The organism is Streptomyces sp. 2A115, from assembly GCF_052245575.1.
In the GTDB taxonomy this organism is placed as follows: domain Bacteria; phylum Actinomycetota; class Actinomycetes; order Streptomycetales; family Streptomycetaceae; genus Streptomyces.
On sequence record NZ_JBQQCG010000024.1, the window covers coordinates 83,959 to 107,701 of the forward strand.

At 68.2% G+C, this 23,743-nt stretch carries 26 protein-coding genes; 13 read left to right on the plus strand and 13 right to left on the minus strand.

Annotation, left to right across the window (positions count from 1 at the left end; all coding sequences use genetic code 11):
• Nucleotides 1-107 precede the first annotated feature (107 nt).
• The 8 genes from ACTWQR_RS22190 to ACTWQR_RS22225 all read left to right on the plus strand — a co-directional run bounded on the left by ACTWQR_RS22190 (nt 108) and on the right by ACTWQR_RS22225 (nt 7,183).
• The gene (locus ACTWQR_RS22190; protein WP_443228864.1) at nt 108-542 is read left to right on the plus strand and encodes a hypothetical protein; all 435 of its coding nucleotides are present in this window, start codon (nt 108-110) and stop codon (nt 540-542) included.
• Nucleotides 543-636: 94 nt separating this feature from the next.
• Nucleotides 637-1,428 carry a hypothetical protein gene (locus ACTWQR_RS22195; RefSeq protein ID WP_443228865.1) on the plus strand — a complete coding sequence of 264 codons (792 nt, stop codon included), beginning with the start codon at nt 637-639 and terminating at the stop codon, nt 1,426-1,428.
• 90 nt (nt 1,429-1,518) lie between these two features.
• Entirely contained in the window at nt 1,519-2,610 is a 1,092-nt protein-coding gene (locus ACTWQR_RS22200) for a phosphoadenosine phosphosulfate reductase family protein (protein WP_443228866.1), read from the plus strand.
• Between the two features lie 175 nt (nt 2,611-2,785).
• Nucleotides 2,786-3,679, plus strand: coding sequence for a deazapurine DNA modification protein DpdA family protein (locus ACTWQR_RS22205; protein ID WP_443228867.1), 894 nt, complete (start codon nt 2,786-2,788; stop codon nt 3,677-3,679).
• Between the two features lie 78 nt (nt 3,680-3,757).
• Nucleotides 3,758-4,204: a hypothetical protein gene (locus ACTWQR_RS22210; protein WP_443228868.1), complete on the plus strand. Its 447-nt coding sequence runs from the start codon at nt 3,758-3,760 to the stop codon at nt 4,202-4,204.
• 83 nt (nt 4,205-4,287) lie between these two features.
• Nucleotides 4,288-4,620 (plus strand): hypothetical protein, encoded by a 333-nt coding sequence (locus ACTWQR_RS22215; protein ID WP_443228869.1) that lies wholly within the window; start codon nt 4,288-4,290, stop codon nt 4,618-4,620.
• Nucleotides 4,621-5,154: 534 nt separating this feature from the next.
• Nucleotides 5,155-5,994 carry a hypothetical protein gene (locus tag ACTWQR_RS22220; protein WP_443228870.1) on the plus strand — a complete coding sequence of 280 codons (840 nt, stop codon included), beginning with the start codon at nt 5,155-5,157 and terminating at the stop codon, nt 5,992-5,994.
• Nucleotides 5,995-6,004: 10 nt separating this feature from the next.
• Nucleotides 6,005-7,183 (plus strand): helix-turn-helix domain-containing protein, encoded by a 1,179-nt coding sequence (locus tag ACTWQR_RS22225; protein WP_443228871.1) that lies wholly within the window; start codon nt 6,005-6,007, stop codon nt 7,181-7,183.
• A gap of 148 nt (nt 7,184-7,331) precedes the next feature.
• On the opposite strand, the gene uppS is transcribed toward ACTWQR_RS22225, so the two are convergent.
• From uppS to ACTWQR_RS22250, 5 genes are read right to left on the minus strand one after another with little or no spacing between them, the layout of a single operon-like run.
• Entirely contained in the window at nt 7,332-8,039 is a 708-nt protein-coding gene (gene uppS / locus ACTWQR_RS22230; protein WP_443228872.1) for a polyprenyl diphosphate synthase, read from the minus strand.
• Between the two features lie 34 nt (nt 8,040-8,073).
• Nucleotides 8,074-8,697, minus strand: coding sequence for a hypothetical protein (locus ACTWQR_RS22235; RefSeq protein ID WP_443228873.1), 624 nt, complete (start codon nt 8,695-8,697; stop codon nt 8,074-8,076).
• Entirely contained in the window at nt 8,694-9,950 is a 1,257-nt protein-coding gene (locus ACTWQR_RS22240) for an MAB_1171c family putative transporter (protein WP_443228874.1), read from the minus strand. Before ACTWQR_RS22240 ends, ACTWQR_RS22235 begins: the two co-directional genes overlap by 4 nt.
• A 24-nt stretch (nt 9,951-9,974) precedes the next feature.
• Entirely contained in the window at nt 9,975-10,523 is a 549-nt protein-coding gene (locus tag ACTWQR_RS22245; protein WP_443228875.1) for a hypothetical protein, read from the minus strand.
• Nucleotides 10,524-10,547: 24 nt separating this feature from the next.
• Nucleotides 10,548-11,060 carry a hypothetical protein gene (locus tag ACTWQR_RS22250; RefSeq protein ID WP_443228876.1) on the minus strand — a complete coding sequence of 171 codons (513 nt, stop codon included), beginning with the start codon at nt 11,058-11,060 and terminating at the stop codon, nt 10,548-10,550.
• Between the two features lie 348 nt (nt 11,061-11,408).
• On the opposite strand from ACTWQR_RS22250, the gene ACTWQR_RS22255 reads away from it, so the two are divergent.
• Entirely contained in the window at nt 11,409-11,900 is a 492-nt protein-coding gene (locus ACTWQR_RS22255; protein WP_443228877.1) for a hypothetical protein, read from the plus strand.
• A 522-nt stretch (nt 11,901-12,422) separates the two neighbouring features.
• Here the strand turns inward: ACTWQR_RS22255 and ACTWQR_RS22260 are convergent.
• The 4 genes from ACTWQR_RS22260 to ACTWQR_RS22275 all read right to left on the minus strand — a co-directional run bounded on the left by ACTWQR_RS22260 (nt 12,423) and on the right by ACTWQR_RS22275 (nt 14,793).
• Nucleotides 12,423-12,944, minus strand: a complete 522-nt coding sequence (locus ACTWQR_RS22260) for a hypothetical protein (protein ID WP_443228878.1) — start codon at nt 12,942-12,944, stop codon at nt 12,423-12,425.
• Nucleotides 12,945-13,117: 173 nt separating this feature from the next.
• A complete protein-coding gene (locus ACTWQR_RS22265; RefSeq protein WP_443228879.1) occupies nt 13,118-13,651 on the minus strand; it encodes a hypothetical protein in 534 nt (177 codons plus the stop codon).
• Nucleotides 13,652-13,698: 47 nt separating this feature from the next.
• Nucleotides 13,699-14,187: a hypothetical protein gene (locus ACTWQR_RS22270; protein WP_443228880.1), complete on the minus strand. Its 489-nt coding sequence runs from the start codon at nt 14,185-14,187 to the stop codon at nt 13,699-13,701.
• A gap of 45 nt (nt 14,188-14,232) precedes the next feature.
• Nucleotides 14,233-14,793 carry a hypothetical protein gene (locus tag ACTWQR_RS22275; RefSeq protein WP_443228881.1) on the minus strand — a complete coding sequence of 187 codons (561 nt, stop codon included), beginning with the start codon at nt 14,791-14,793 and terminating at the stop codon, nt 14,233-14,235.
• 363 nt (nt 14,794-15,156) lie between these two features.
• On the opposite strand from ACTWQR_RS22275, the gene ACTWQR_RS22280 reads away from it, so the two are divergent.
• Nucleotides 15,157-15,354: a hypothetical protein gene (locus ACTWQR_RS22280; RefSeq protein ID WP_443228916.1), complete on the plus strand. Its 198-nt coding sequence runs from the start codon at nt 15,157-15,159 to the stop codon at nt 15,352-15,354.
• Here the strand turns inward: ACTWQR_RS22280 and ACTWQR_RS22285 are convergent.
• Nucleotides 15,300-16,148: a hypothetical protein gene (locus tag ACTWQR_RS22285; protein WP_443228882.1), complete on the minus strand. Its 849-nt coding sequence runs from the start codon at nt 16,146-16,148 to the stop codon at nt 15,300-15,302. The genes ACTWQR_RS22280 and ACTWQR_RS22285 overlap by 55 nt on opposite strands.
• Before the next feature lie 72 nt (nt 16,149-16,220).
• Entirely contained in the window at nt 16,221-17,285 is a 1,065-nt protein-coding gene (locus ACTWQR_RS22290) for a LacI family DNA-binding transcriptional regulator (protein WP_443228883.1), read from the minus strand.
• A gap of 193 nt (nt 17,286-17,478) precedes the next feature.
• On the opposite strand from ACTWQR_RS22290, the gene ACTWQR_RS22295 reads away from it, so the two are divergent.
• Nucleotides 17,479-18,438 (plus strand): ROK family protein, encoded by a 960-nt coding sequence (locus ACTWQR_RS22295; RefSeq protein WP_443228913.1) that lies wholly within the window; start codon nt 17,479-17,481, stop codon nt 18,436-18,438.
• An 86-nt stretch (nt 18,439-18,524) separates the two neighbouring features.
• On the opposite strand, the gene ACTWQR_RS22300 is transcribed toward ACTWQR_RS22295, so the two are convergent.
• The gene (locus tag ACTWQR_RS22300) at nt 18,525-20,558 is read right to left on the minus strand and encodes an NPCBM/NEW2 domain-containing protein (protein WP_443228884.1); all 2,034 of its coding nucleotides are present in this window, start codon (nt 20,556-20,558) and stop codon (nt 18,525-18,527) included.
• Between the two features lie 274 nt (nt 20,559-20,832).
• Here ACTWQR_RS22300 and ACTWQR_RS22305 point away from each other — a divergent pair, with 274 nt between their 5' ends.
• Together ACTWQR_RS22305 and ACTWQR_RS22310 are read left to right on the plus strand one after the other, a co-directional pair.
• Nucleotides 20,833-21,027, plus strand: a complete 195-nt coding sequence (locus ACTWQR_RS22305; RefSeq protein WP_443228885.1) for a hypothetical protein — start codon at nt 20,833-20,835, stop codon at nt 21,025-21,027.
• Between the two features lie 159 nt (nt 21,028-21,186).
• Nucleotides 21,187-22,233 carry an NUDIX domain-containing protein gene (locus ACTWQR_RS22310; RefSeq protein ID WP_443228886.1) on the plus strand — a complete coding sequence of 349 codons (1,047 nt, stop codon included), beginning with the start codon at nt 21,187-21,189 and terminating at the stop codon, nt 22,231-22,233.
• Between the two features lie 71 nt (nt 22,234-22,304).
• Here ACTWQR_RS22310 and ACTWQR_RS22315 read toward each other — a convergent pair whose 3' ends face one another.
• Nucleotides 22,305-23,660: a dipeptidase gene (locus ACTWQR_RS22315; RefSeq protein WP_443228887.1), complete on the minus strand. Its 1,356-nt coding sequence runs from the start codon at nt 23,658-23,660 to the stop codon at nt 22,305-22,307.
• Nucleotides 23,661-23,743 lie beyond the last annotated feature (83 nt).

Genomic DNA, 23,743 nt, shown 5'->3' on the forward strand with positions numbered 1-23,743 from the left:
TCCGTGGGATTTGCTGTGCTGCCCCTTCCAGTGATTGCCTTGGGTGTACTATTCTTCTTGTTGGCGGGAGAGCAACCCGCCGAAACCAACGAAGGAGGAACACCCCTATGAGCGTTGCCACCGTAGAAGCGGCGATGAAGCCCTGGTGGGAGTTGGCCAGGCAGTACGGCGAGCCGCGCACGGTCCTGCACTCCGCCTCTCGGACCTCCGTCCCCCGCGAGCAGCACGAGGCGTACGCCTTCAACATCGCGGGCGGCAAGGTGCTGCGCGAGTCGGGCGTGAGGGACGGGAGCGGCCAGAGCTGGGCCCTGACCATCCGAGTCGTCGAGTACATCGAGCCCGTCACCCTGACGGTCCGGTACGCCCTCGACTTCTGGTCCCTGGCCAAGTGGCGCACGGCCGACCACGACACCCTCGCGGTGATCGAGGCCCTGTACGACTCCGTCGTCCGCGCTGAGGCACAGAACCCGACCATCTCGGCGCCCGCCGAGCGCGTCGGTCGCGGTCCGGCCGCCTACTACGACGTCACCGACGTCGTCTGACCGGTCCGGTCCCTCTCTCGCCGGGGCGCGACCGTACAGGCCGCGCCCCGGCACCCTCACCAGCTCGCCACACCTCACCGAGGAGAACTCCGCCATGTCCAAGAGCACCCCACACGGCCCGCACTTGCCCGACATCGCCGTCTACGTGCCTGCCAACGAGACGGGTCATCGGTCCGTCGTAGTTCCGGAGGGCAAGCCGGACGCGGACGGAACCGTCATCGCGTACAGCGCCCTCCACCGCAGGCAGATACACGTACCTGTGAAGGACCTGCACCCCCTCCCCAACGCCGCCTGGTGGGCCGTCAAAGACCGCGCGGGCAACCTGATCACGCAGGTCGAGGCGACCAGCTACAACCACGCCGTCCAGGTGGCCGACGAGGACCCGAAGGTGCGCGCCGCGGAGCCCGGTTCGGGCGGGCTGGTCTACATGCCTCTGGACTCCACCGAGAAGCCCGCCCGGACGGCTCTGCCTGCCACCCCGGCCCGGTTCTGCACCCCCACGGTCCCGGCCCTCCGCACGATATCGGCCGCGCCGGTCGCTGCCGTAAGTAGCGCTCCACTGCCCTGGAATACCCGCGCACAGCGTGCCTCCGACGGCCGCTTCGGCACCGTCGTGAACTACGACGCGGAACTCCGCATGATCATTCAGTGGGACCGCGCCATCGTCCCCGAGCGGCACCCCTACACCCGTGACGAGCTGACCGCGCCCGACTTCCAGGTCTTCCCCGCGGTCACCCACTGCTCGGGCTGCGGCTACGAGGTCGACGACCACGAGATCGAGGACAGCTACACGACGTGCTGCAACGAGCCCGCGTGCAGCGGCTGCGCTGCGGTCAACGGCACCTATCAGTGCGGCACCGAGGGACCCACCGGCGGCGCCGCGTAGAGCGTCCGCCCCGCCCGGGGCGCGGCCGTACCGCGCCCCGGGCCCGTACCGCCCCTCTCCGCCCGCTCCACGCCCTCGAGGATGCCCGCCATGCAGACCGCGCCCCTGTTCGACCTCCCCGCCATCCAGACCATCCAGGAAGCCCCCGCGGCCGCCGCGCCGGCGAAGCCGAAGCGGAAGGCGCGGACCGCGCACGCGTCCGTGCCGTTCGAGCCGTCGATGACCGTTCCCGACGAGCTGATCCGGGGCGCCGACTGGGTGGTCGTCTCGAGCTCGGGCGGCAAGGACAGTCAGGCGATGCTCTCGTACGTGGTGCGGCGGGCGAAGGCCCTCGGGATGCTGCACAAGGTCGTCGTCGTCCACGCGGACCTGGGCCGGGCTGAATGGGACGGCACCCGCGAGCTCGCCGAGCTCCAGGCGCGACTCTCCGGAGTCCGCCGGTTCGAGGTGGTCCAGGCCGCGAACGCTGACTTCCTCGATCGCGTCGAGATCCGCTACGGCAAGCTCAAGGCGAAGGCGGAGAAGGAGGCCCGGGACGCGGGCGAGGACCCGTCCACGGTGACGGTCCCGCCGGCCTGGCCGTCGAGTTCAGCGCGCTGGTGCACGTCGGACATGAAGCGGGGACCGATCCGGACCCTCTATACGCGGCTCACGGACGAGCTCGCGCACCTGGGGCGCCCCGTGCGGATCCTGGCGTGCATCGGGCAGCGCGCGGCCGAGAGCGACCAGCGGGCGAAGCTCGCCGAGGTGGAGATTGACTGCGGGGCGAGCAACGGCAAGCGGCACGTCACCACCTGGCGGCCCATCCACGCCTGGAGCGACCGGAAGGTGTGGCGCGAGATCGCCCGTTCCCGCCTCCCGTACCACCCGGCGTACGACTGGGGAAACCGGCGCCTGAGCTGCGTTTTCTGTGTCCTCGGGTGCAACAACGACCTCGTGAACGGCGCGCGCCGTGTGCCGAAGCTCGCTGCGGCGTTCGCCCGGACCGAAGTCAAGGTCGGGGCCGACTTCAAGAAGGGCCTGTCGATGCGGGAGATCATCCGGCGCGCCCAGGCCCTGGAGGTGGCCGAGGGACCCGCCGCGCGGCCGCCGGTCGGTACCGCGATGGCCGAGCACGTCGGGCGGGCCGTGACCACCAAGTACCGCAGCCGTCAGGCCACGTTGTTCGGCCTGGCCGCCTGATCTGCCCATGCCCGCACCCGGCCCGGCCCGGCGCGGGCCCGCACGGCGGGGGTCGTCCTGGTGGGCGGCCCCGGCTTCTTTCTGCGGATCCCTACCCCCGTGGATTTACCTTGGTGTACTATTCGGGGTGTTGGTGGAGAGCGACCACCGACGAACCAACGAAGCGAGGAATACCATGTCTGCTGCCGTTCTCTTCGACGTCCCCGCCCCTGCGGCGAATGCTAAGCCCAAGGCAAAGCGTCCCGCTCCGGTGTTCGCCGAGCGTCGGTGGTTCGCCGACTTCGACCGGGTGACGTACCTGGGCACGCATCAGCCCGCTTGGCTCGAGCGCGAAGAGTTCGCCAACGACTGTGTCCCGCTTTGCATCGCGCACCAGCGGCTCGACGGCCGCAAGACCATGCCGCGCGCCGTGACCCCGTGGATGCTCGACTCCGGCGGCTACAAGCACCTGGAGAAGTTCGGCGTCTGGACTCTGTCCCCGTGCGAGTACGCCGCCGCCGCGCGCCGGTACTACGACGAGATCGGCCTGATGGACGTATGTGCGATTCAGGACTGGATGTGTGAGGACGAGATCCTCGCGAAGACCCGCCTCACGATCGACGACCACCAGATCAAGACGGTCGCGTCGTTCCTCAACCTCATGACCCTCGACGCCGAGCTCCCGTGGATGCCGATCATCCAGGGCCGCACGCTCGACGACTACCTGCGGTGCATCGACCTGTACGACCAGGTCGGCGTCGACCTCACGCTCGAACCGGTCGTCGGCATCGGCTCCGTGTGCCGCCTGCAGAAGACCGACGAGGCCGCCCGGATCATCGAAACGATCTGGGGGATGGGGATCCGCCTGCACGGGTTCGGCTTCAAGAAGACCGGCCTGCGACGCGTCGCCCACCAGCTCTACAGCTCCGACTCCATGGCCTGGTCGTACAACGCCGTGAACCGCGCTCCGATGCCTGGGTGCGTGGGCAAACACGTGCACTGCGGCAACTGCCCGAAGTACGCCATCGCCTGGCGTAACCAGCTCCTCAACTCCCTGCCGGACGACCCGCAGCTCCTGCTCGCCGCCTGATCCCGGCAGCTCCCTGGGGCGCCCCACCCTCCCCGGGCCGGAGAGCACCGGCCCCAACCACGAAGCGGGGAACACCCCGTGTCTCGAGTCACGCGCGTCTCCACCATCGACCGCCACCTGGTCCAGGGCGGACTCGTCGACCTCAGCCTCGGCGAGGCCACGCAGAAGGCCGGTCCCGACGGGCACGACGTCGACGGGTTCGCCACCCGGCAGCACCACCACGACGGCACCCTCGTCGTCATCGCCGGCGCGTACGGCCCGAACTGGGTCCGGACCCTTGCCGAGATCACCGGCCGGCTCGAGAGCCCGCACGTCAAGTGCACCGTCATCAGCGACGCGCCCGAGCTCGGCGACCACGAGGTCATCGCCCGCTGGGCGACGTCCGAGGAGCTGCAGGCCCGCAAGGCGGCCCAGAAGGAGCGCCAGGCCCCGCTCACGGCGGAGCTCGCCCGCCGGGAGGCGCAGAAGCGTGCCGAGAAGGAGCGCCAGGCGCTCGAGGCCGCCGGGCAGTCCGGCCTGTTCTGACACAGCACGCCCGGCCGTGACGTTCCCCCAGGCATCACGGCCGCCCGGCACCACACACCATCCGCCCCGGCAGGAGATGCGAGATGACGCCGCACGACGACGAGCGCCTCATGGCCGAGCTGTGGCCCACCGGCAAGTTCGGCCGCGCCGAGCCCGTCCAGCGTCCTCCGCTGCCGCCCCTGCCCGCGCGCCCGCCAGAGCGCCGCCCTATCCGGCCCTGGACCGAGGAGGAGCAGGCCCAGCACCGCGCCGACATCCTCGCCGCCCTGGAGGGCTGGCAGGACAAGTCCCCGGCCGCGGACCGCAGGCGCGCGTACAGCCGCGACCACGCGTGCCAGACCGCGGACTTGCGCCGTCACCTCCGTCTCGTCCCGGCCCCGGCTCCGGAGCGCCGTCCGGGCACCGAAGCCGCTTGACCACCACACGCCCAGAGAGGCACCGCCATGCGCTGGAACGTCACACCCCGCCGTCTCAAGCCGAACAGTCGCCGGTGGACGGCCGACCGCACCGAGTACGCCCGCCGCCGGCCGTGGCCGCTCGAGTTCCCGAGCCTGTCTGTCCCGCACCCTGCCTGATCGACCACAGCCGTGGCGCACCGCACGCGGCTGCTCCGAGAATGGATCCCCATGCCCAACCGCCAGGCCGACTTACGGTTGTTGAGACAGGACGTCATGCCCCCCACTACAACTATTCCTTCGGCGAGATCGCCGCGACGATGTCTAGAGGTGTCAAGGAAGAAGGCTGGTCACACCAGTTCTGGGCCTGTTGGCACGTTAGGCATGTGGCTTCGACCACGCTTCCGGGGGCAGGACCTGAGTCCCGCCAGGTTGGGTCAACCTCGGGCGTCTCACGCCGTGGCTCTTCAGCCAAGGGGGTCGCTGAGGGCACACGACACCAACGTGGATTTGATTCTCACGCAGAAATGGTCGCCTTCTGCTATGTTCTCCCCCGTGGACATGACTCTGCAGCAAGCCATGCGGGATCTGCGTCGAGACGGTGTGCTTGGCATCATCGAGGAAGTCACTCAGCAGGTCTACGAGACGAACGCCGACCGATTCGAACCCGCACATGGTGACGACATGGGCACTTTCGGACAACTCACCTGGCGCAACATCGCCAACCTAGTACGCCTGCGCCTGGTACAGGCAGGCATCCGAGCGCGCACCGTGGCGGGCGGAGCCATCGAGATCGTCTCTGGGCCATGGGTGGTGCGGTTCTACAAGTTCCCCCTCACCGCGCCCGACAAGATCCCGGCCGCGCTTGAGAAAATTCGCTGGGACGGAAGCGGCCCGCGACTACGCGGCGCTGTAGCCAACAGCTCCGCTGGCGTGCAACTCGCTCTTGGCGAGGAGCCCGAAGCGGACCTGGCCTTCACCCCAGCGATTACGCAAGGACATGTCCGCATTATGCATACGGGTGATCCTGAGACCGGTGGCTGCGTCATCGAGTTGGGTCTTCCCCGGGATAACCGGGCAGGAGGTTCTCCCTGGCTCGACGGCACGGCGGAACTGCACAACGGCTTGCAGATGGCGCTGCCGACCCCCAGGGCAGCCGTTAATCCTGGCGATACCGAAGAGGTCGAGAGGACCACGAAGCCAGCAGGAGCAAACGAGTCCATGCCTCCGGTCGACGGCACGGAGGAGCAAGCGCACGACGACGAAGGGCTCCCCGAAGAGGATGGTTCGAAGGAACTGCCGAACTTCACGGATATCGAGAAGTCGAAGATCAACCTGAAGCGCCGCCCGAAAGACCCGGACGAGCAGCCGAAGAAGCACCACAAAGAAGACTGAGAATCTAACAGTGCCCACAACACGCCAGCGTCAGAGAGAGGCCGAATTCGCTTCGCGCGCATTCGACCCTCAAGCTCTGACCACCGCACGACAGTTGCGCGGTCTGCGCAAGAACGAGTTGGCTAAGCAAGTTGGTCTGACACCCGCAGCAGTCAGTCAGTACGAGCTTGCGCAAAGTAGGCCATCAGCCTCTGCCGTCGCCCAACTCGCCATGGCCCTAGGGGTGCCGGCTGCTTTCTTCACGAGCGGGCACCCCCATCCGGCCATGCCAAGTGCCGCCCATTTCCGCAGTCTTCGGGCAACCACCCAGCTGCAGAGAGACCAAGCTCTAGCGTTCGGGAAAATCGCTTGGCAGTTGGTGACCACAGTCGAGAAGTATGTCGAACTCCCGACCGTAGTACTGCCACGACTGCCGACGCCTGCAGACCCGACACGCTCAGACGTCGCATCTGCTGCTCGACAGGCTCGTTCTGCACTAGGCGTCAAGAGCGGGCCCGTGCCGCATATGACCCGATTGCTGGAAGCGCACGGTGTCGTGGTCATGGAACTGCCACCAGTATCCAAACGAGTTGACGCCTTCTCTCATTGGTATGGGAGCCGGCCACTTATTTTTCGTAATCCACTCAAGAATGATCTACCTCGCTCGCGCTTCGATGTCGCCCACGAGGCTGGGCATCTGATCATGCATCTAGATGCCGAACCAGGCAGCAGAATCGTTGAGAATCAGGCCCATGATTTCGCTGCCGAATTCTTGATGCCCCATACTGAAATCGTTGAAGAGTTGCCCCGACGTTTGGACTGGGAAAGCCTCTACAACCTGAAGCGCAGGTGGGGGACCTCGCTGAAAGCCCTTGTTTACCGAGCGCATTCCGTTGGGGTATTTCGCGACACCACTTACAAGAGAGCAATGATGACACTTTCTCAGCATGGGGATCCGGAACCTTGCGACCTCGGCCCCCGCGAATCCCCTTCGCTCCTCGAGTCGGCCATTCGTCTATGCGAGGAGACGGGAGTGACATTCGATGAGATCGTTGCACGCTCCGGCCTGCCCGCAGAGTTGGCCGATCAGGTCTATGCGACAGCCACAATGACGCGCCCCCGCATCGACCTAACGCCTCCTATCAATGCGGAAGAATCGCCAGGACCTCCTGATAATGAACGTGGCTTCCTTCAACTCCTTGAAGGGTGAGCCGGGAGTGATTGCATGCGGTGAAGGCTGCTGCTGTCACCAGACCCCGTGACAGCGGGATGGGGCCCAGGTTCCTCCTGGACCCCATGGTTGTAGCGGGCCGGCTCCTGCCCCACCCCCCCCGTGAGGGCTGGAACCGGTCCGCGGCTTATCGGCCGAAGGTGCGACGCTGCTCCGCGTGCACGGCCAGGGCCTCGTCGAGAGCCGCCCGGTCGTAGTCCGGCCACCGTCGGTCGTCGAAGTGGAGGGTGGCGTCGCAGGCCTGCCAGAGCAGGAAGCCAGACAGGCGGCGCTCTCCGCTGGTACGGATGATCAGGTCCGGATCGGGCAGGCCGGCCGTGGTCAGGTACCGCTCGATCGGCAGCTTGACCGCTGGGTCGTACTCCGGGCAGGTCGCTGCCTGGTGTGCGGCCCATCGGATCTCGTCGTGCCCGTCGTAGCCGACGCCGAGGCAGATCGCCATGCCGTCCCGCTGGGCCGTGGTGGTTTCGGCGTACTCGATCGCCTCCAGGAGCTGCGGGGTGGCGTAGCCGCGTAGCGCGCCGTTGTGCAGGACGCGGACGGGCCCGGCGGACTCGTCGGCGACGTCGTGCAGCAGCTCGGCGATGACGTCGACCAGGACGGCGACCTCCTCCGTGTCGCGGTGGAAGTTCCGGCTCGACATGAGGAACACGGAGGCGGCTTCCAGGCCGAGTTCACGGCAGTGGTCGAGGGCTTGGCGGACGGCGAGGGCGCCGTGCCGGAAGCCCCTGGCAGCGCTGACGCCCCGGGCGGCGGCCCAACGGCGGTTGCCGTCGGCGATGAAGGCGATGTGGCGGGCCGGTGCGCCGGGGGCGGGGTGCGTCGAGATGGTCATGGCCGGGTGGTGTACGTGGCCGGATTCGCTTACGTCACGAGGTGAGCGCGGTGAAGACCAAGGTGGACGTGATGGTGCCCGCGGCCGCGCCTGCGATGGTCTGGGGGAGGGTGTGGTCGCGCAGGGAGATGCGGGACCAGGCGATGACGGCAACGAGCGGGTAGGCAACCCAGACGAGCGGGCCCCAGGTGAGGGCGAGCATCGCCAGTGCGCCGCCGGCGACCGCGGTGTGCACCGAGATCTTCCACTTCCACACGGCGGTGGGAACGAGGAGGACGGCGAGGGTGGAGAGCATCGCGACGACAAGGGCGACCATCGCCCGTGGCGCGTCGAAGAGGAACATGCCGCCGATGCCGGTTGCGACGGACGCCATGATGACGGGGATCAACAACTTCCGGCGCTGGACCTGGCCTATGTGTCGGTCGGCCCACATGCCCGTGCGCATGCCGTACTTGATGTAGGCCATGGGGATCGCCGCGGCGAACAGGATGGCCTCGAGCGCCCACAGTACGCCCGTGAACGGGTTGTCCTGGGCCAGGCCGACGCCGAGGCTCACCAGGATGATGACGTTCCGCGGCTCCGCCCGATCGGTGATGAGGCGAGCCGCGCGGTTCTCCTCGCGGGCCGTGGCAGACGCGGCAGTGGTGGCGCTGGTCATGCGGTGACTTCCTGGGGGGTGTTGGCGCCGGAGAGTCGGTCGGCGGCGTCGGTGAGGGCGGGCGATGCGTAGTGGTGGGCTACCCGGGCCAGCCATATGGAGTTGAGCAGCAGATCGTTACGCAGGGACAGCACCGTCCCGGGGCGCCGGGTGGCGTAGGGCTCGCCGTCGACTGCCTTCTTGCGGGCGACCCGCAAGCACAGGGCTTCGCGGGCGGCGCGGGCTTCGGCACCGTGAAGGCCTGCGGCGCGCGCCTCGATGAGGGCATCACGGTGCAGATCCTTGGTGACCCACGGCAGCAACTCGTGCGAGGCATCCGAGATGTCGACGACCCGCTGATCCAGACGGCCGTACAAGTCGCGAATGTGGTGCCGCTCTTCCTGGGCCGAGGGGACCTCCTTGAGGCGGCGAACAACAACGTCCGGCGGGAGAACGGAGACGAGTTCCTCCCACAGAGGGCGGAGGGCGATAAGGCCGCGACGCTGCCGGACAGCGCGGAGCAGGAAGTCAGCGGCGCGCACGGAGCTGCCGACAATGACGAAGACGATCGTCACGAGCTGGATGACCGATCCGCCTAGATGGAACTCCTCCTCGGAAAGCGGATACGTCCAACTGGTGAAGCCGCACACGAGGAACGAGATCCGGTAGACCGGGTAGAACGAGCCCACGGCGGCGCCCAGCGCCATCAGACGCATGCACAACCGCAAGAGCCGGTCGTCCGTCCGCCGGGCGACGGTGAGGTAGAGCAGGATCGAGGGCACCAGAGCGGAGCCGATGCTCAGCAGGTAGACCGTCAAGTGCACGGTGCCGGCGACGTCGCCGTACTGAGCGGAGGCGAAGTCACGGGAGCCGTCAGGTGCGGTGACCGCGGGTTCGGCGAACGGGAACGCGGCGATGGCCGCGATGCCGAACACGCTCAAGGCGACCATGCGCGGCTTGAAGCCGACCCAGCGGCGCCAAGCCGGCTCTTGCTCACGCGGCGGCACGACGGACTCGACCCATCCAAGGAGAAGGGTGGAGGCCAGCATGACGACCAAGTGCTTGGGCAATACCGCCGCGTCCTTGATGCCCGTGAGGGCAGCGAGGACGTCCTCAACGGGGGACAGGCGAAGGGTCGCGCCGACGGTCAGGGCGAGGAGCATCGCCAGGAAGGACCGTTGGCCCGGCGTCGTTGGCCGGATGTAGATACGGACCGCGACCACCACCCACAGAGGGACGGTGGTGAACAGGTCGATTAAGTCGTCTCTAGGCACGAAGTAGCTTTCCAGCGGCAGGGGTCACAGGCTGCGGTGCAACCGGTCGACCAGGGGGTCATGGTGCCGGGTATCGCGGGCCTTGTCGGCGGCCCGCCGGCGCAGGAGGAACGCGAACCGCTCAGCCTCGTCCTCGATCCGCACGTACTCCGGGTCTTGAGGTGCGTCATGCGAGCGGGCACGACCGAAGAGGCAACCGCCGAGAAAGTCGGAGCTGAGGAACTGGTACGACTCGGGCTCGGCCGGCGGCGGAGCGGCACGCAGTACGAGCGCCTTGTGCCGCATCTTCTGGTGCCCCCACTCGTGGCTGAGGCTGTGCGTTGCGGCATCTCCGGTTAGAGCGGGGTCGACCCACACGCCGTCACTGTCAGCGTCGGGTCGCTGCAGCCACAACGCGTTGGCGTGAAGATCAGGGAGCGGCGACGGGCCGCGCCACAGCTCCAGGTCGCGCCCGTAGTCCACCAGGTAGTGCTCGCGCATTACTGCGAAGAGGGAGTCGACCGTCAGCGGGGCAGGGACGGATAAGCCCTTGATAGCCTTTTTGATCTTTCCGTCGTAAGGCTGCTGTATCACCTGAGTTGAACACCTTGTAGGGGGTTAGTCGTTGGGCGGTGCTACTCGACCGCTCGCTTCGTTCTCCATCGCCTCGATCTGCTCGAGTTGCTGAGCGAACCGGACGACACGTTCCTGTCCGACAGGTGAGAGCCGACGAGTGGTTCGGGCCAGAACGGCGACGGTTTGCGGCTCTGGTTCTGCACTCAAGGTTCGACGCTTGGACTCCAGGAACCGTTGTACTTCCCCCACGATTTCTTGGGACGTCTCACTGCCGCCGTTGAATACGTCAACCGGGAGGTTGAAGGAGCCGGCGATGAGTGAGGCGATTTGGATGCTCGGGCTCCTGATGTCGCCCTTGCGTAGCTTGCGGATGGTCTCGTCGCTGATGGCCGCGGTGCCGTACTTGCTGTTGATCGCGTCGGCGATTTCCTGGTTGGTGGGAAGGATGAACTCGCCGGGCTTGTCCGGGTTCTCCCTCGCCTGGGACGCGATAAGGAGGTTCAGGACATCGCGGAAAGACGGCGGCTGGGGTTGGGCGTGAGGCTCTGCAGTCACGGTCGGGTGGTCTCCTGGCGGGATGGTGAGGCGATCATCTTAGCTCGAAACCACGGATCAGTGGTCGGCGTGTAAGTTTGAACCACAGATCGTTTGACGTGTGCGGTGTTGTCGTTCTTTGATTGACCTTGGAGTAACAACCTTCCGGCAGCGGAGCGTCATCGCTCGCACTGCACACCCATGCCCGCGGGCGGGCGACATGGGAGGCGTCGCATGGCCAACTCCCCAGGTCGGCACCCGCATGCGCGAGTCCTTGCGACACGAAAGGAGCGCTGACGTAATCCTCGGCAGCCCCACCCGCATCGAACGAACATTCGCCATCGCGCCACTCGACGGGACGGACAGCTAGTGACGATCTCTCACGACTTCTCTCCGCTTTCGGCCATCGGCCTGCAGGCCATCGCGGCCAGGCGAGGAGCCGCCGCGTCGCACGGGCTGCCTGACATAGACAACTCGATCGAGTTCCGACTCGGCCCGGAACACGCCCCGGTCCAGAGCATGCGCCGCGCTCGCGGCTTCGTCGCGAGAGTACTGCCGGCGCTCCTTGCTGGCGCACCAGACGCCGAGGCCGTCAAGGAAGCGACGCTTGCCGTCCTGGCTGAACTCGTTGACGTCACCGCCCGGCATCGCGCCAGCGTCGACCTGAGCGGCCGAATCTCGTACGACGGGGACCACATCCTGATCACGGTCGGAGACATGGGCCAGCCACTGCCGACGCCCGAGGAGGAGCCGGGCCTGTTCCTCGTCCACCGCCTTGTCGACGACATCGGCCAATACCGCGGCGACGGTGACGGGTACGCGACTTGGGCGTCCATTCCGGTCCGACTCAAGGCTCAATAGAATCAAGGGAGCCTCCGCTCGCCGCCCACTCGCCTTCTGGGACGGGCCTCTCTCCGCCCTGCTTCGGGTAGTTGCACGCCTGGAAAGCGGAGCCGAGTCTTGCCGTCCGGTGTGCCCCAGGAATGAAGTCGCCGACGCCCATTGGGGCGTGAGCTGATTTCGGGCAGTTGCTCCCGTGTGGTGAATTGCAGTCTGGTGGAGCTTGGAAATCCGAGTTCTGGAGGCGCTGGCGCCAGGAATTCCCCAACCACTGCACCGATTACCTCAGTTGTGTGATACATGTCACGGGCGGAGTCCATATGTTGGACGCTCTCGAGTCAGGTCGACACGTCTGCAAGGCAGAGCGCGTCCTCGTCCCCTGCTCCTGGGCGCCTGACGGACTCAAGGCCTGCCGACGCCGCGCCCGAGGCGCTCGCGAAGCAACTGACGCACGACATGGCCAGAGGCGGCAGCCCGCTCTTCGCGGTCTCCGAACCCCCAACGTGGCGATGACCGTGCGCGTTTGACGCCGGCGCCCGGCGCCTAGACCTGCTGTCGTGCGAGGTCGCCGAACAACACCATGTGCTCTTGCAGGTGCGTGTGGCTTGTTGCGGCACTGTGCCACTCCACGTCAGGGATGGGCGTCCCAGTGGGTCGGTTCCACCATGTCTCGATCGTCCGCCGAAGCGTGGCTATCTCAATCAGGATGTCCATGGCCACATTGGCAATGTCATCGGTACCCGTCAGCTGCACGTCGATCACGGCCCGCCGCAGGGTGCGCTCCACGACCTCAACCTCTTGGAGCGCGTCTCGCGTTCCCGGCGGCTCGGCGAGCGATTGAGCATCATGCGAGTCCGGGATCATCGCGTTGAGCCTCTCCGACAAGCCGTCGGCGTCAAGCAGGAAGGCCCGGTATGCGTCCCGCCGCGTCTGCCGCCTGTACAGCGTGATCGATGAGTGGGCAGTCAGGTACGCGCCCCCTGCTGTCGCCGCAGCGCCCGCCAGGGCGCCCAGCACAGCCGCCAAGCCTTGATCCACTACGCCCCCGAACCGCCAGTCAACCAACGCTGATCACGATATGCGGCGGGGCGCCAAGCCAACGCGGCGGGCCCAGGTTCTCGAATTCTTGCCACCGCGAGGCCTCGGAGCCGACCTGTCCCGCTTGGCCTAAGGGTTGTCCCGTGATGATCTTTGGTGTGGTGGCGGTGTGACCGCTTACTAGCCGGTGGGCCGTTGTCCTATCCGCGGTCACCCTGTTCAAATTGCAAGCGATGGTGAGCCCTCACCATCTCCCGTTGATCAAGGAAGAACTGCGAGGGTTCCGGGAGCGGTTCCTCCCGCAGGAACGCGGAGAGGACCGCGATGGCCTCCCGACACAGGGCGTCGATCCACAGGCACGCCTCACTGTGGTTCTGGCCCAGCTCTTCGTGGTAACCGACGAAGCCCATGATGCCGAACACCCGCTTGCGCATCTCATCGCCATCGGGCACCACGTAGAGAGCGGCATCGAAGGTCACGCTCCACTCGACGAACGCCTCGGTCCAGGCGTCCATGCCCTCGTCGTCATTGATGCGGCTTGCAGTGGCGTGACGGAAACGTATGAGCATGTCCAGTGCTGCTTGACCCGCTGCATACCGGCGCTCCTCCTGGCGTTCGGCCTTCGCGGTCTTCGCCTGGTGCCGCTGCTGGAGCCATCCGCCCAACAGGGCTCCAGCAGCGCCGACCACCGCACCCGCGAGGCCGATCAGGCCCGCTGACACCTCTGCTTGCATGTCGCATCCTCTCGGCCGGCTCAGTCAGGTCAGGTGCGTCACGGACGTCATGACGTGTCAGGGAAGTCCTCCCAGATGTCCGCCGGGAAGGGCTGACGGCGGAGCACCGTCCCCATGACCGTCCGGATGTCGTGGCAGATCGTTATGTACCTCGGCGGCCAGGTGTCAGACTCGGCGATCGACTCCGCCCGGACGTGGAGTTCCGCATAGACCCGGCCGAGGAAGTTCCGCACCTCTCGGTCGTGGATCCTGAGCGTCTGCTCCTCCAGGGCGCGGGTCCGCTGCTCGATCGGGGAGCGCCAGGTGTAATACGCGCTGCTGTTACGGTCCGGCACGCCTTGAGCGAGATAGTCCTGAAGCTCGTAGCTCAGCCGTATGCACTCGTTGGCCGCCGCCTCGGCGAGACCTAGCAGGTGTACACGCTCCGCCTCGTGTGCCGTCCTGCGCTGCTGCCAGACGACCGCTCCCGTAGAGACGGCTGCACCTATCAGCGTTCCCCCGAGACCGAACAGCCCCGCCAACATTTCAGGTTCCACGCCATGACTCCATCGGGGCGCTACTCGTACTCAGTCTGACGGGCGTCATGACGGGGGTTCGTCCGGTCCCCAGCCCCCAGGGGAGGGAGGCCGGTTTGCCTGGTCCCGCCGATAGTCGAGTACCCAGCGGGACGGCTGAGGGACGCCCTCTCCGCGCATGTACGCCGAGAGAACCTCAATCCCCTCACCGGCTCCGCGACTTAGTGCCATCATCTCCATGATCGAGCCCATGTCCCCTCGCCTCGCCTCGAAGATCTTCCTTTCGATGATCGTCAGCGCTTCCGTAACGCGTTCTCGGACCTTTTTGGCCCCGGGCATCAGCGCAAGCGCTGCTTGCGCCTCACCCATGTGGTCATGCGCGATCTTCCGCCACGGCTGACGTTCCTCCGGGATCGGATCTTGAGTGCACTCCATGATGTGGCGTCGCAGGGCGTACAACTCGGTGAGAGCCCGCTCCCCGGCCGCCCTGCCCCGCTCCTCGACCCTTTGGATCCGCGCGGTTTTCGCCTCGTGCCGCTGGGTGATGACTGTGGCCCACATGGACACCCCGGCACCCACGAGAGCACCCCCGAAACCCATCAGCCCCGCCAAAGTCTCTGCTTCCACGGCGATCATCCTGCCGGGAGGCGGAGCGTGACGGGGCTGATCTCGTCAACTCCTACCGGCCGTTGAAGTCCTCCAGGAAGTCCGAGTACTTCAGGAGGTGGCGGTACGCGATCTCGGGATAGTCGTATTTGCGGGACAGCTCCTAGCCGGGCAACGTACTCCCTGGATGCCGCGGTCATCGTCGATGGCGGAGCAGTAGTCCAGCCCCCAGGCAGTACCGTGGCCGAAGACGCACAAGACGCATCAAGACGCCAAGACGTCCGACGGAGCCAAGAGGCCCCAGAGGTGGCAACGGCGCGGCGAGGGCTGGAGGACGGAGACTTTAAGTAGCCGTCAAGGTAGCCACAAACAGGGCCGTCCTCCGTGTTTACGCAGGTGACAGCGCTGCGGCGACCATCCTGCCAGCAGAACCTCGGCCGCCGCGAGACCTACGACAAGTGGACGAACGTCTGGTGGGCGAAGACCGACGACGACAGCGGCAACACGAATGTCTTCATCAGCGACGTCTACATCAAGGGCGGCGAAAACGACGCACCGGTACCGGGGCTTCCGGTCTGCTGACCGAGCACGTACTTCTCCAACCCGGAAGCCGTCGTACGCCCCTCCGCTGCGAACAGGCGGGTGCCCGCCGTGCAGAGCCGCCGATCGCCGCGCGCCCGGGAGCAGAACTCCTCGGGCGTGGAGCCGAACAGCTCCCTCAACCGCGGTGACTCGGCGAGGAGTTCGGCGAGCAGCGGGCGCTGGCCCGGATGTGTGCGCGGTGTTCCGGTGCCGTCGTGGAGGACGCCTCGCCGGTTGACGTAGAGGTGGGCGCCGTCGAGCGGTTCCCCCGACTCCAGCTCGATCCGGAAGTCGGCGGCGGGCAGCACGACGCGGTCGTACGCACCGCTCGGCGCCGTGACGCCCTCGCTGGCGTCGACCGCCGCGAGCTGCGCGGGGTCCAGCCAGGTGAGGAACAGCTCCCGTGTGTGCCCGGGCGCGCGAAAGGGCGACGCGGACACGTATCCCATGCCGCTGACGTGCGCGGAGACGCCGACCTCGAGCCCCGTGACCTTCACCTTTACCAGGGGAATCGGGGACGACAGCTCGTACTCCCGCATTTTGTGCCGGAGTTGGGCGGGGCAGGCGTTGGAGCCGACCGCGAGGACGGGGACGCGGCCTGGGAACGTGAGGCGGGTGAGGGGCAACAGCCGGTCTCCGTCCAGGAGCCCCGACTCCTCGGGCCACACGCCCGGATAACTCAGCGGGTGGTCGCGGGGCGCTTCGGCGAGGCCCAGCGCATCGAGGGTGCGGTCGCCGTGGTCGATCGCATCGTGGGTGTGGTCGATGCGGTCGAGGTGATTTCTGTGATCCATGTGATCTGTGTGGTGGGTGTGATCGTCCGGCGGGCCGGGATGCGGCGCGGAGCGCGAGAACGGGGCCATGGATCAGTCCGCGGGCGGCAGTTCGCCCGAGCCGCGGGTGATCAGACGCGTCGGGAGTTCGATGCGTTCCGGGAGGACGAGGGTGCCGTCGAGCTGGCGGAAGAGGCGCTCGGCGGCGGTGCGGCCGAGCTGGGCGGCGTCCTGGGCGACGACGGTGACTCCGGGCTGGAGGAGGTCGGCGAGCTCGATGTCGTCGAAGCCGACGAGGGCGACAGGGCGGGAGCGCTCGGCGAGGACCCGTACGACCGTGACCGTCACGCGGTTGTTGCCCGCGAAGATCGCGGTGACGGGGGAGGGGCCCGAGAGCATGTCCTCAGCGGCCTTGCGGACCCGCACGGGGTCGGTGACGCCCAGGGACATCCACGCGTCCTCGACCGGAATGCCGGCCTCCGCCATGGCGGCGCGGTAGCCGCGCAGGCGCTCGGCGGCGGTGTGGATGCGGGGCATGTCGCCGATGAAACCGATCCGGCGGTGGCCGTGGGCGATGAGATGGGCGACGCCGTCGCGCGCACCGCCGAAGCTGTCCGAGAGCACGACGTCCGCGTCGATCTGTCCGGCCGGGCGGTCCACGAAGACCGTGGCGACGCCCGCCTTTATCTCCGGTTCCAGATAACGGTGGTCGTCACCGGCCGGGATGACCACGAGCCCGTCCACGCGGCGCGCGCACAGCGCGAGGACCAGTTCCTGCTCGCGGTCCGGGTCCTCGGCGCTCGAGCCGTTGATCAACAGGGCGCCGTGGGCGCGGGCGACCTCCTCGACCGCCCGGCTGAGCGGGCCGTAGAAGGGGTCCGCGAGATCCTCCAGGACGAGGCCGATGCTCGCGGTACGGCCCTTGCGGAGCACCCGCGCGCTGTCGTTGCGCCGAAAGCCCAGTGCGTCGATCGCCTCCTGCACGCGGCGCTCGGTGTCGGGCGTGACTCCCGGCTCACCGTTGACTACACGCGATACCGTCTTCAGGCCGACTCCGGCACGCGCGGCGACGTCCTTCATGGTCGGACGGTTGCCGTAGCGGCTCTCGGTTCGGCGGGCGGTCTCGGCCACGATGCGCTTTCCTGTCCTGTAGTCCATGGGGCTGCGTCGGTCCTGAGGGTGATCGAGGTTGCTCGATTGGGCGCCGGATTGGGGTGTGGCGTCGAGCATAGAGCCTGGACAACGTTGTCAGATGCAGGGGAGACTGTCTATCGCATTCTCCGGCCTGCCGTCCCTCGCCGCGAGACCGGCCTGTCCTCTGCTCATGGTCCAAACGGGAGAACTGACACTGATGCACACCGACCTCGTGGCCGCGCTCGACATCGGCGGCACCAAGATCGCCGGGGCGCTGGTGGACGGCCACGGCCGGATCCTGCTGCGCGCCCAGCGGCCCACGCCCGCTCAGGAGGACGGCGACACCATCATGCTCGCCGTCGAGGGCGTGCTCGGCGAGCTGATCGTCTCGCCGCTGTGGAGCCGCGCCACGGCCGTGGGCATCGGCAGCGCCGGCCCCGTGGACGCCTCGACGGGCACCGTGAGCCCCGTGAACGTTCCCGGCTGGCGCGACTACCCCCTGGTCGAGCGGGTCCGCGCCGCCACGGCCGGGCTGCCCGTCGAGCTGATCGGCGACGGGGTGGCGATCACCGCGGCCGAGCACTGGCAGGGCGCGGCCCGCGGTCACGACAACGCGCTGTGCATGGTGGTCTCGACGGGTGTCGGCGGCGGACTGGTCCTGGGCGGACAGCTGCATCCCGGACCCACCGGCAACGCGGGCCACATCGGTCACATCAGCGTGGATCTCGACGGTGACCTCTGCCCGTGCGGTTCCCGTGGCTGCGTCGAGCGCATCGCGAGCGGTCCGAACATCGCGCGCCGCGCCATCGAGGGCGGCTGGCAGCCCGGCCCCGAGGGTGACACGTCCGCGGCAGCCGTGGCCGCGGCGGCCCGCGCCGGTGACTCCGTAGCGGTGGCCTCCTTCCAGCGCGCCGCCCAGGCCCTGGCGGCCGGCATCGCGGCGACCGCGACCCTCGTGGAGATCGACATCGCGGTCGTCGGCGGGGGAGTGGGCAAGGCCGGCGACGTCCTGTTCACGCCCCTGCGCGCCGCTCTGCGCGACTACGCGACGCTGTCGTTCGTCAAGCGGCTCACGGTTGTGCCCGCGCAGATGGGTACGGACGCAGGCCTGGTGGGGGCGGCGGCGGCCGCGCTCAGCCGAAGGCCGAGTGCGACCGCGGCGGGTGTGGGCGGCTGACGCCGCCTGGCTTCCGCCGGGGTCTGCCCGTCGCGGTGTCGGCGCCGGCTGGGGCGCCCCCGTCGCGGGGCACCCCAGCGGGCCCGTCAGCAGCCGAGCGACGCCTCCGCCCAGTCCGCGTGGTCCGAGGTGATTCCGTCTCCGCCGTCCGTGGTGACGAGGCGCACCACCTGGGCGCCGCTCACGTCGGCCGAAAGGGGCTGGGCGGCCTGGGCGTTGGTGAGGACGCCGGTCGAGGCGGCCTTCGTACCGTCGGCCCATATCTCGAAGGTGACGGATCCTTCGGTGCCTTCCTCGTCGTCGACGCCGACCTGCGCGGTGACGGTCTCGCAGGCCTTGCCCGTGTAGTACTCGACGGTGCTCTCCGCGTGGACGCCGAGCCCCTTGGCGTACACGACACCGTTGACCGTGAGGGGGTTGCCGTCGCCCGCCGCACTCTCACCGTTGCTGGTGTCGCGCTCGACAGGGCCCCACCCGTTGGCGCTTGAGAGCCAGGGGAGATCACCGAGGTGCGACGTGCCCGAGGGCGGTGCCACCACCACGGACACCGTCAGCGGCAGTACGCTCTCGGCCCGCACCCCGCTCGGCGAGCGATGGGTCGCCTTCAGCGTCAGCTCGTACGACCCCGGGGGCGCGTCGGCCGGCGCGGTCACCGTCCACTTCGTGCGCAGCGCCCGGCCCGTCGGCAGGATGGCCGCGGTGGTGGGCGAGTTGGCTTTCACGGTCCAGCCCTCGGGCCCGCGCAGCGAGACGGAGACGCGCGTGGCCGGTGTGCGGCCCAGGTCGGTGACCGACGTCGTCAGCGCGGACGGCTTGCCCGGCTCGACCAACGTACTGCCGTCCAGGCCGAGTTCGACGGCGGGCGGATTCTTGGCCCACTGGCCGTCGGCCGAGACGCGTACGAGGATCGTGCCGTGCGCCGGGACGGTCGCCGAGATCGCGCCCGCCGTGTTGTAGCTCTTGTGCTGCCACAGGTCGCGCAGCGTGTACGCGTCGGCCTCGGGGAGTCCGAGGGCCCGCGCGGTCGTGGCGATGCGCTGTGCGCTGCCGGTCTCGTTGAAGAGGGCCACGGCTCGGCTGCCGTCCCGCATCTCCTTGGCGACGACCCAGCGCCCGCCCTCGGAGGAGACCACGGAGCCCTGCTTGCCCAGCGGGTCCTGGTCGACCGCGATGACTTCCTTGTTGCCGAGGATGTCGAAGGTCTCGTCGGAGGCCGATCGCAGATCGGAGCCGATGAGCAGCGGCGCGGCCATGATCGACCACATCGAGAAGTGCGAGCGGTACTCCGTGTCGGTCATGCCGCCGTTGCCGACCTCCAGCATGTCGGGGTCGTTCCAGTGCCCGGGACCGGCGTACGGCGCGAGCGGCAGGTTCTGCTTGAGGATCGAGAGCATCGATCCCCAGGTGTCGCTGATGTCCCCGGTCGTACGCCACAGATGCCCGACGTCCGCCGCCCACTCCCAGGGCTCGTTCTCGCCCCACTCGCAGATGCTGTAGACGATGGGCCGGCCTGTCGACCGGGAGGCGGCCCTGAGTGCGTCACGCATCGTCGTGTAGCGCGACTTGGCGTCCACGCCCTGGTTGTTGCAGTTGTCGTACTTGAGGTAGTCGACGCCCCACTCCGCGAACTGCTGGGCGTCGCCGTACTCATGGCCCAGCGCTCCCGGGAAACCCGCGCTGTTGCACGTCTTCGTGCCCGCGCTGGTGTAGATGCCGAACTTGAGCCCCTTGGAGTGGACGTAGTCCGCAACTGCCTTGATCCCGTTGGGGAACCGGGCCGGGTCCGGCACCAACTTGCCGTTCGCGTCGCGGGCCGGCAGCGCCCAGCAGTCGTCGAGGTTGACGTACTGGTACCCGGCGTCCTTGAGTCCCTTGTCGACGAAGATGTCCGCGATCCCCTTGACCATCTGCTCGTTGAACTCCGCCCGGCAGTGCGTGGAGTTCCAGTTGTTGAAGCCCATGGGCGGGGTGCGGGCCAGGCCGTCGTCCAGGGCGGGTGCGGCCGGCGCCTCGGCGGGAGCGGCCGGGGTCGGCGCGGTGAGTCCCGTGGTGCCGAGGAACGCCGCGGCGAGTGCTCCGACCACTCTTCGGCGAGTTGTGCGGGTGAGAAGGTGACGCATCGTTACGTTCCTCCGTACTCGCGAAAGGTTGGATGTCTTCATGTCCGCGTCATCTGTGCGGATTTACGGTAGGACCTGTCGCACTGTGGTGGAAGAGGAGGGGCAGGGAAGGGGTTGGGTTGCCCGATGCTCCGTCGGAACCCTCGCTCAAGAGGCTTGTGGCGTAGGTGAGCGCGACAGGACATCGGATGTCCCGGACCTCGGGGAAAGGCCGGCCATGACGTCGCCGGCGGGTCGACCGTGACCCATGGGTGAGTCCGCAGTTGAACGGGGCATGAAGAAGCGCAGCATGCTCGCCATCGCGTCCCTCGCCACCGGATTCGTCGTGGCGGCGGTCACACCGTCCCACTCCCGCGATGCCGACGCCCTCGGCAGCCTCGACGTACAGGACACCCTCAGCACCCTCGACCACACGAGCGGCGACGCCGGCCTGGCCACGGACGAGGACCCCCTGGGGCAGACCGGCTGACCGACCCCATCGGCCCTCCCCGTCACATCAAGCCCGGCCCGCCCCAGGGCCGGGCTTCCGCATGCGCGGGGCTCGCGAAAGGCGACCTCATCAGGGCCTGGTTTCCGTGGCAGGGTGGAGCGGGCAAGCCTCAGGGGGCCAACAGCAGAGGGGGGAACCGTGATCGTCTGGATCAACGGCGCGTTCGGTGCGGGGAAGACCACCACCGCACGGGAACTGATCGACCTGATCCCGGACAGCACTCTCTTCGACCCCGAGCTCATCGGGGCCGGGCTGACACACCTGCTGCCCGCCAAGCGCCTCGCCGAGGTCGGCGACTTCCAGGACCTGCCGATCTGGCGGCGGCTCGTGGTCGACACCGCCGCCGCGATGCTCGCCGAGCTCGGCGGCGTCCTCGTGGTCCCCATGACGCTGCTGCGCCAGGACTACCGCGACGAGATCTTCGGCGGACTCGCCTCCCGCAGGATTCCGGTACGCCATGTGCTCCTCGCCCCGGCGGAAACGATCCTGCGCGAGCGAATAGCCGGCCGGGAGGTCCCGCCGGACCTCCCCGACGGGGAAATACGGCTGCGCCAGTGGTCGTACGACCACATCGAGCCCTACCGCACCGCCCTCGCCGGCTGGCTCACCGCGGACGCCTGCCTCCTCGACACCGGCGCGCTCACCCCGTACGAGACCGCCGTGCGCGTCGCCGAGGCGGTGCGCAGCGGAGAGGCTCCCGTCTCGGACATCGTGCAGACCCCCGAGCCCACCTCGGAGACCGTCGCCGCCGGTGTGCTCCTCTTCGACGAGCAGGACCGGGTGCTGCTCGTCGACCCGACGTACAAGGCCGGCTGGGAGTTCCCCGGCGGTGTCGTCGAATCCGGTGAGGCCCCCGCGCGCGCGGGCGTGCGCGAGGTCGCCGAGGAGACCGGTATCGAACTCGACGACGTACCAGGCCTGTTGGTCGTCGACTGGGAACCGCCCGCACCTCCCGGCTACGGCGGACTGCGCCTCCTCTTCGACGGCGGTCGGCTCGACGGCGCCGAGGCCCGGCGGATGCTGCTGCCGGGCCCCGAACTGCGCGGCTGGCGCTTCGTCACCGAGGAGGAGGCCGCCGGTCTGCTGCCGCCCGTCCGCTACGAGCGCCTGCGCTGGGCGTTGCGCGCGCGGGAGCAGGGGGCGGCGCTCTATCTGGAGGCCGGGGTGCCCGTCGGCCAGAGGTAGGCAAGCCGGCTGCTTCTCTGGGCGTACGCCTTCGCGGCTTCACGGAAGGACTCGGTCCGGGACGGACTCGCTCAGCTCGCCGCGTAGTTGCGCAGGAACAGTGCCTCCGCGACGGACAGCCGCTCCAACTCCTTGGGGGACACGCTCTCGTTCACGGCGTGGATCTGCGCCTCCGGCTCGCTCAGGCCGATCAGGAGGATCTCCGCCCGCGGGTAGAGGGACGCCAGGGTGTTGCACAGCGGGATGGAGCCACCTTGACCGGCGTACTGCATCTCCGCGCCGTCGTACGCGACACTCATCGCCTCGGCCATCGCCGCGTACGCCGGGCTGGTGGTGTCGGCACGGAACGCCTGGCCCTGCCCGATCTGCTCTGTCCGCACCCGCGCACCCCACGGAGTGTGCGCCTCCAGGTGGGCCTGGAGCAGTTTGGTCGCCACGGCCGCGTCCACGCCCGGCGGCACCCGCAGGCTGATCAGCGCGCGGGCGCCCGCCTGGACGGACGGTGTGGCGCCGACCACAGGCGGGCAGTCGATGCCGAGCACGGTCACGGCCGGCCGCGCCCAGATGCGGTCGGCGACCGTGCCCGAGCCGATCAGCTCCACACCGTCCAGCACCTTGGCGTCCTTGCGGAACTGCGTCTCGTCGTACTGCAGACCGTCCCACGCCGCCTCGTCCGTGAGTCCGTCGACCGTCGTCGAACCGTCCTCGGCGCGCAGCGAGTCCAGGACGCGGATCAGCGCACCGAGCGCGTCGGGCGCCGCGCCGCCGAACTGCCCGGAGTGCAGGTTGCCTTCGAGGGTGTCGATCCGGACGCGTACGAGGGTCATGCCGCGCAGCGCGGAGGTGACCGTCGGGACGCCGACCCGGAAGTTGCCCGCGTCGCCGATGACGATCGTGTCGGCGGCCAGCAGCTCCGGGTGCTCCTCGGCGTACCGTTCCAGGCCGCCCGTGCCCTGCTCCTCCGAACCCTCCGCGATCACCTTGACGTGGACCGGTATGCCGCCGTTCGCCTTGAGCGCGCGCAGGGCGAGGAGGTGCATGATGACGCCGCCCTTGCAGTCGGCGGACCCGCGCCCGTACCAGCGGCCGTCCCGCTCGGTCAGCTCGAACGGCGGAGTCGCCCAGGCGGCCTCGTCGAGTGGCGGCTGCACGTCGTAGTGCGCGTACAGCAGAACCGTCTTCGCGCCCTCGGGCCCGGGCAGGAAGCCGTAGACCGACTGCGTGCCGTCAGGGGTGTCGAGCAGCGCCACGTCCTGGAAACCCTCGGCGCGCAGCGCGTCGGCCACCCAGTTCGCGGCGCCCTCGCTCTCGCTCCTGGGGAACTGGTCGAAGTCCGCCACCGATTTGAAGGCCACCAGGTCGGTGAGCTCCGCCTTCGCCCTGGGCATCAGCGAGGCGACGGTCTCGGCGACCGGATTCGACGACATGGGCACGCTCCTTGTGGGTGCGACGTTGTACGGCTGGGTACAGGTGGGTACGTGTGCGATGCACGCGCGTACGGGTGTGCGCG

Excerpts from the sequence above, each read along its gene's own strand:
- ACTWQR_RS22190 (WP_443228864.1), top strand. The coding sequence starts at position 108 with ATGAGCGTTGCCACCGTAGAAGCGGCGATGAAGCCCTGGTGGGAGTTG.
- ACTWQR_RS22195 (WP_443228865.1), top strand. The coding sequence starts at position 637 with ATGTCCAAGAGCACCCCACACGGCCCGCACTTGCCCGACATCGCCGTC.
- ACTWQR_RS22200 (WP_443228866.1), top strand. The coding sequence starts at position 1,519 with ATGCAGACCGCGCCCCTGTTCGACCTCCCCGCCATCCAGACCATCCAG.
- ACTWQR_RS22205 (WP_443228867.1), top strand. The coding sequence starts at position 2,786 with ATGTCTGCTGCCGTTCTCTTCGACGTCCCCGCCCCTGCGGCGAATGCT.
- ACTWQR_RS22215 (WP_443228869.1), top strand. The coding sequence starts at position 4,288 with ATGACGCCGCACGACGACGAGCGCCTCATGGCCGAGCTGTGGCCCACC.
- uppS (WP_443228872.1), bottom strand. The coding sequence starts at position 8,039 with ATGACCATCTCGACGCACCCCGCCCCCGGCGCACCGGCCCGCCACATC.
- ACTWQR_RS22235 (WP_443228873.1), bottom strand. The coding sequence starts at position 8,697 with ATGACCAGCGCCACCACTGCCGCGTCTGCCACGGCCCGCGAGGAGAAC.
- ACTWQR_RS22265 (WP_443228879.1), bottom strand. The coding sequence starts at position 13,651 with ATGCAAGCAGAGGTGTCAGCGGGCCTGATCGGCCTCGCGGGTGCGGTG.
- ACTWQR_RS22285 (WP_443228882.1), bottom strand. The coding sequence starts at position 16,148 with ATGGATCACAGAAATCACCTCGACCGCATCGACCACACCCACGATGCG.
- ACTWQR_RS22290 (WP_443228883.1), bottom strand. The coding sequence starts at position 17,285 with ATGGACTACAGGACAGGAAAGCGCATCGTGGCCGAGACCGCCCGCCGA.
- ACTWQR_RS22295 (WP_443228913.1), top strand. The coding sequence starts at position 17,479 with ATGCACACCGACCTCGTGGCCGCGCTCGACATCGGCGGCACCAAGATC.
- ACTWQR_RS22300 (WP_443228884.1), bottom strand. The coding sequence starts at position 20,558 with ATGCGTCACCTTCTCACCCGCACAACTCGCCGAAGAGTGGTCGGAGCA.
- ACTWQR_RS22305 (WP_443228885.1), top strand. The coding sequence starts at position 20,833 with ATGAAGAAGCGCAGCATGCTCGCCATCGCGTCCCTCGCCACCGGATTC.
- ACTWQR_RS22315 (WP_443228887.1), bottom strand. The coding sequence starts at position 23,660 with ATGTCGTCGAATCCGGTCGCCGAGACCGTCGCCTCGCTGATGCCCAGG.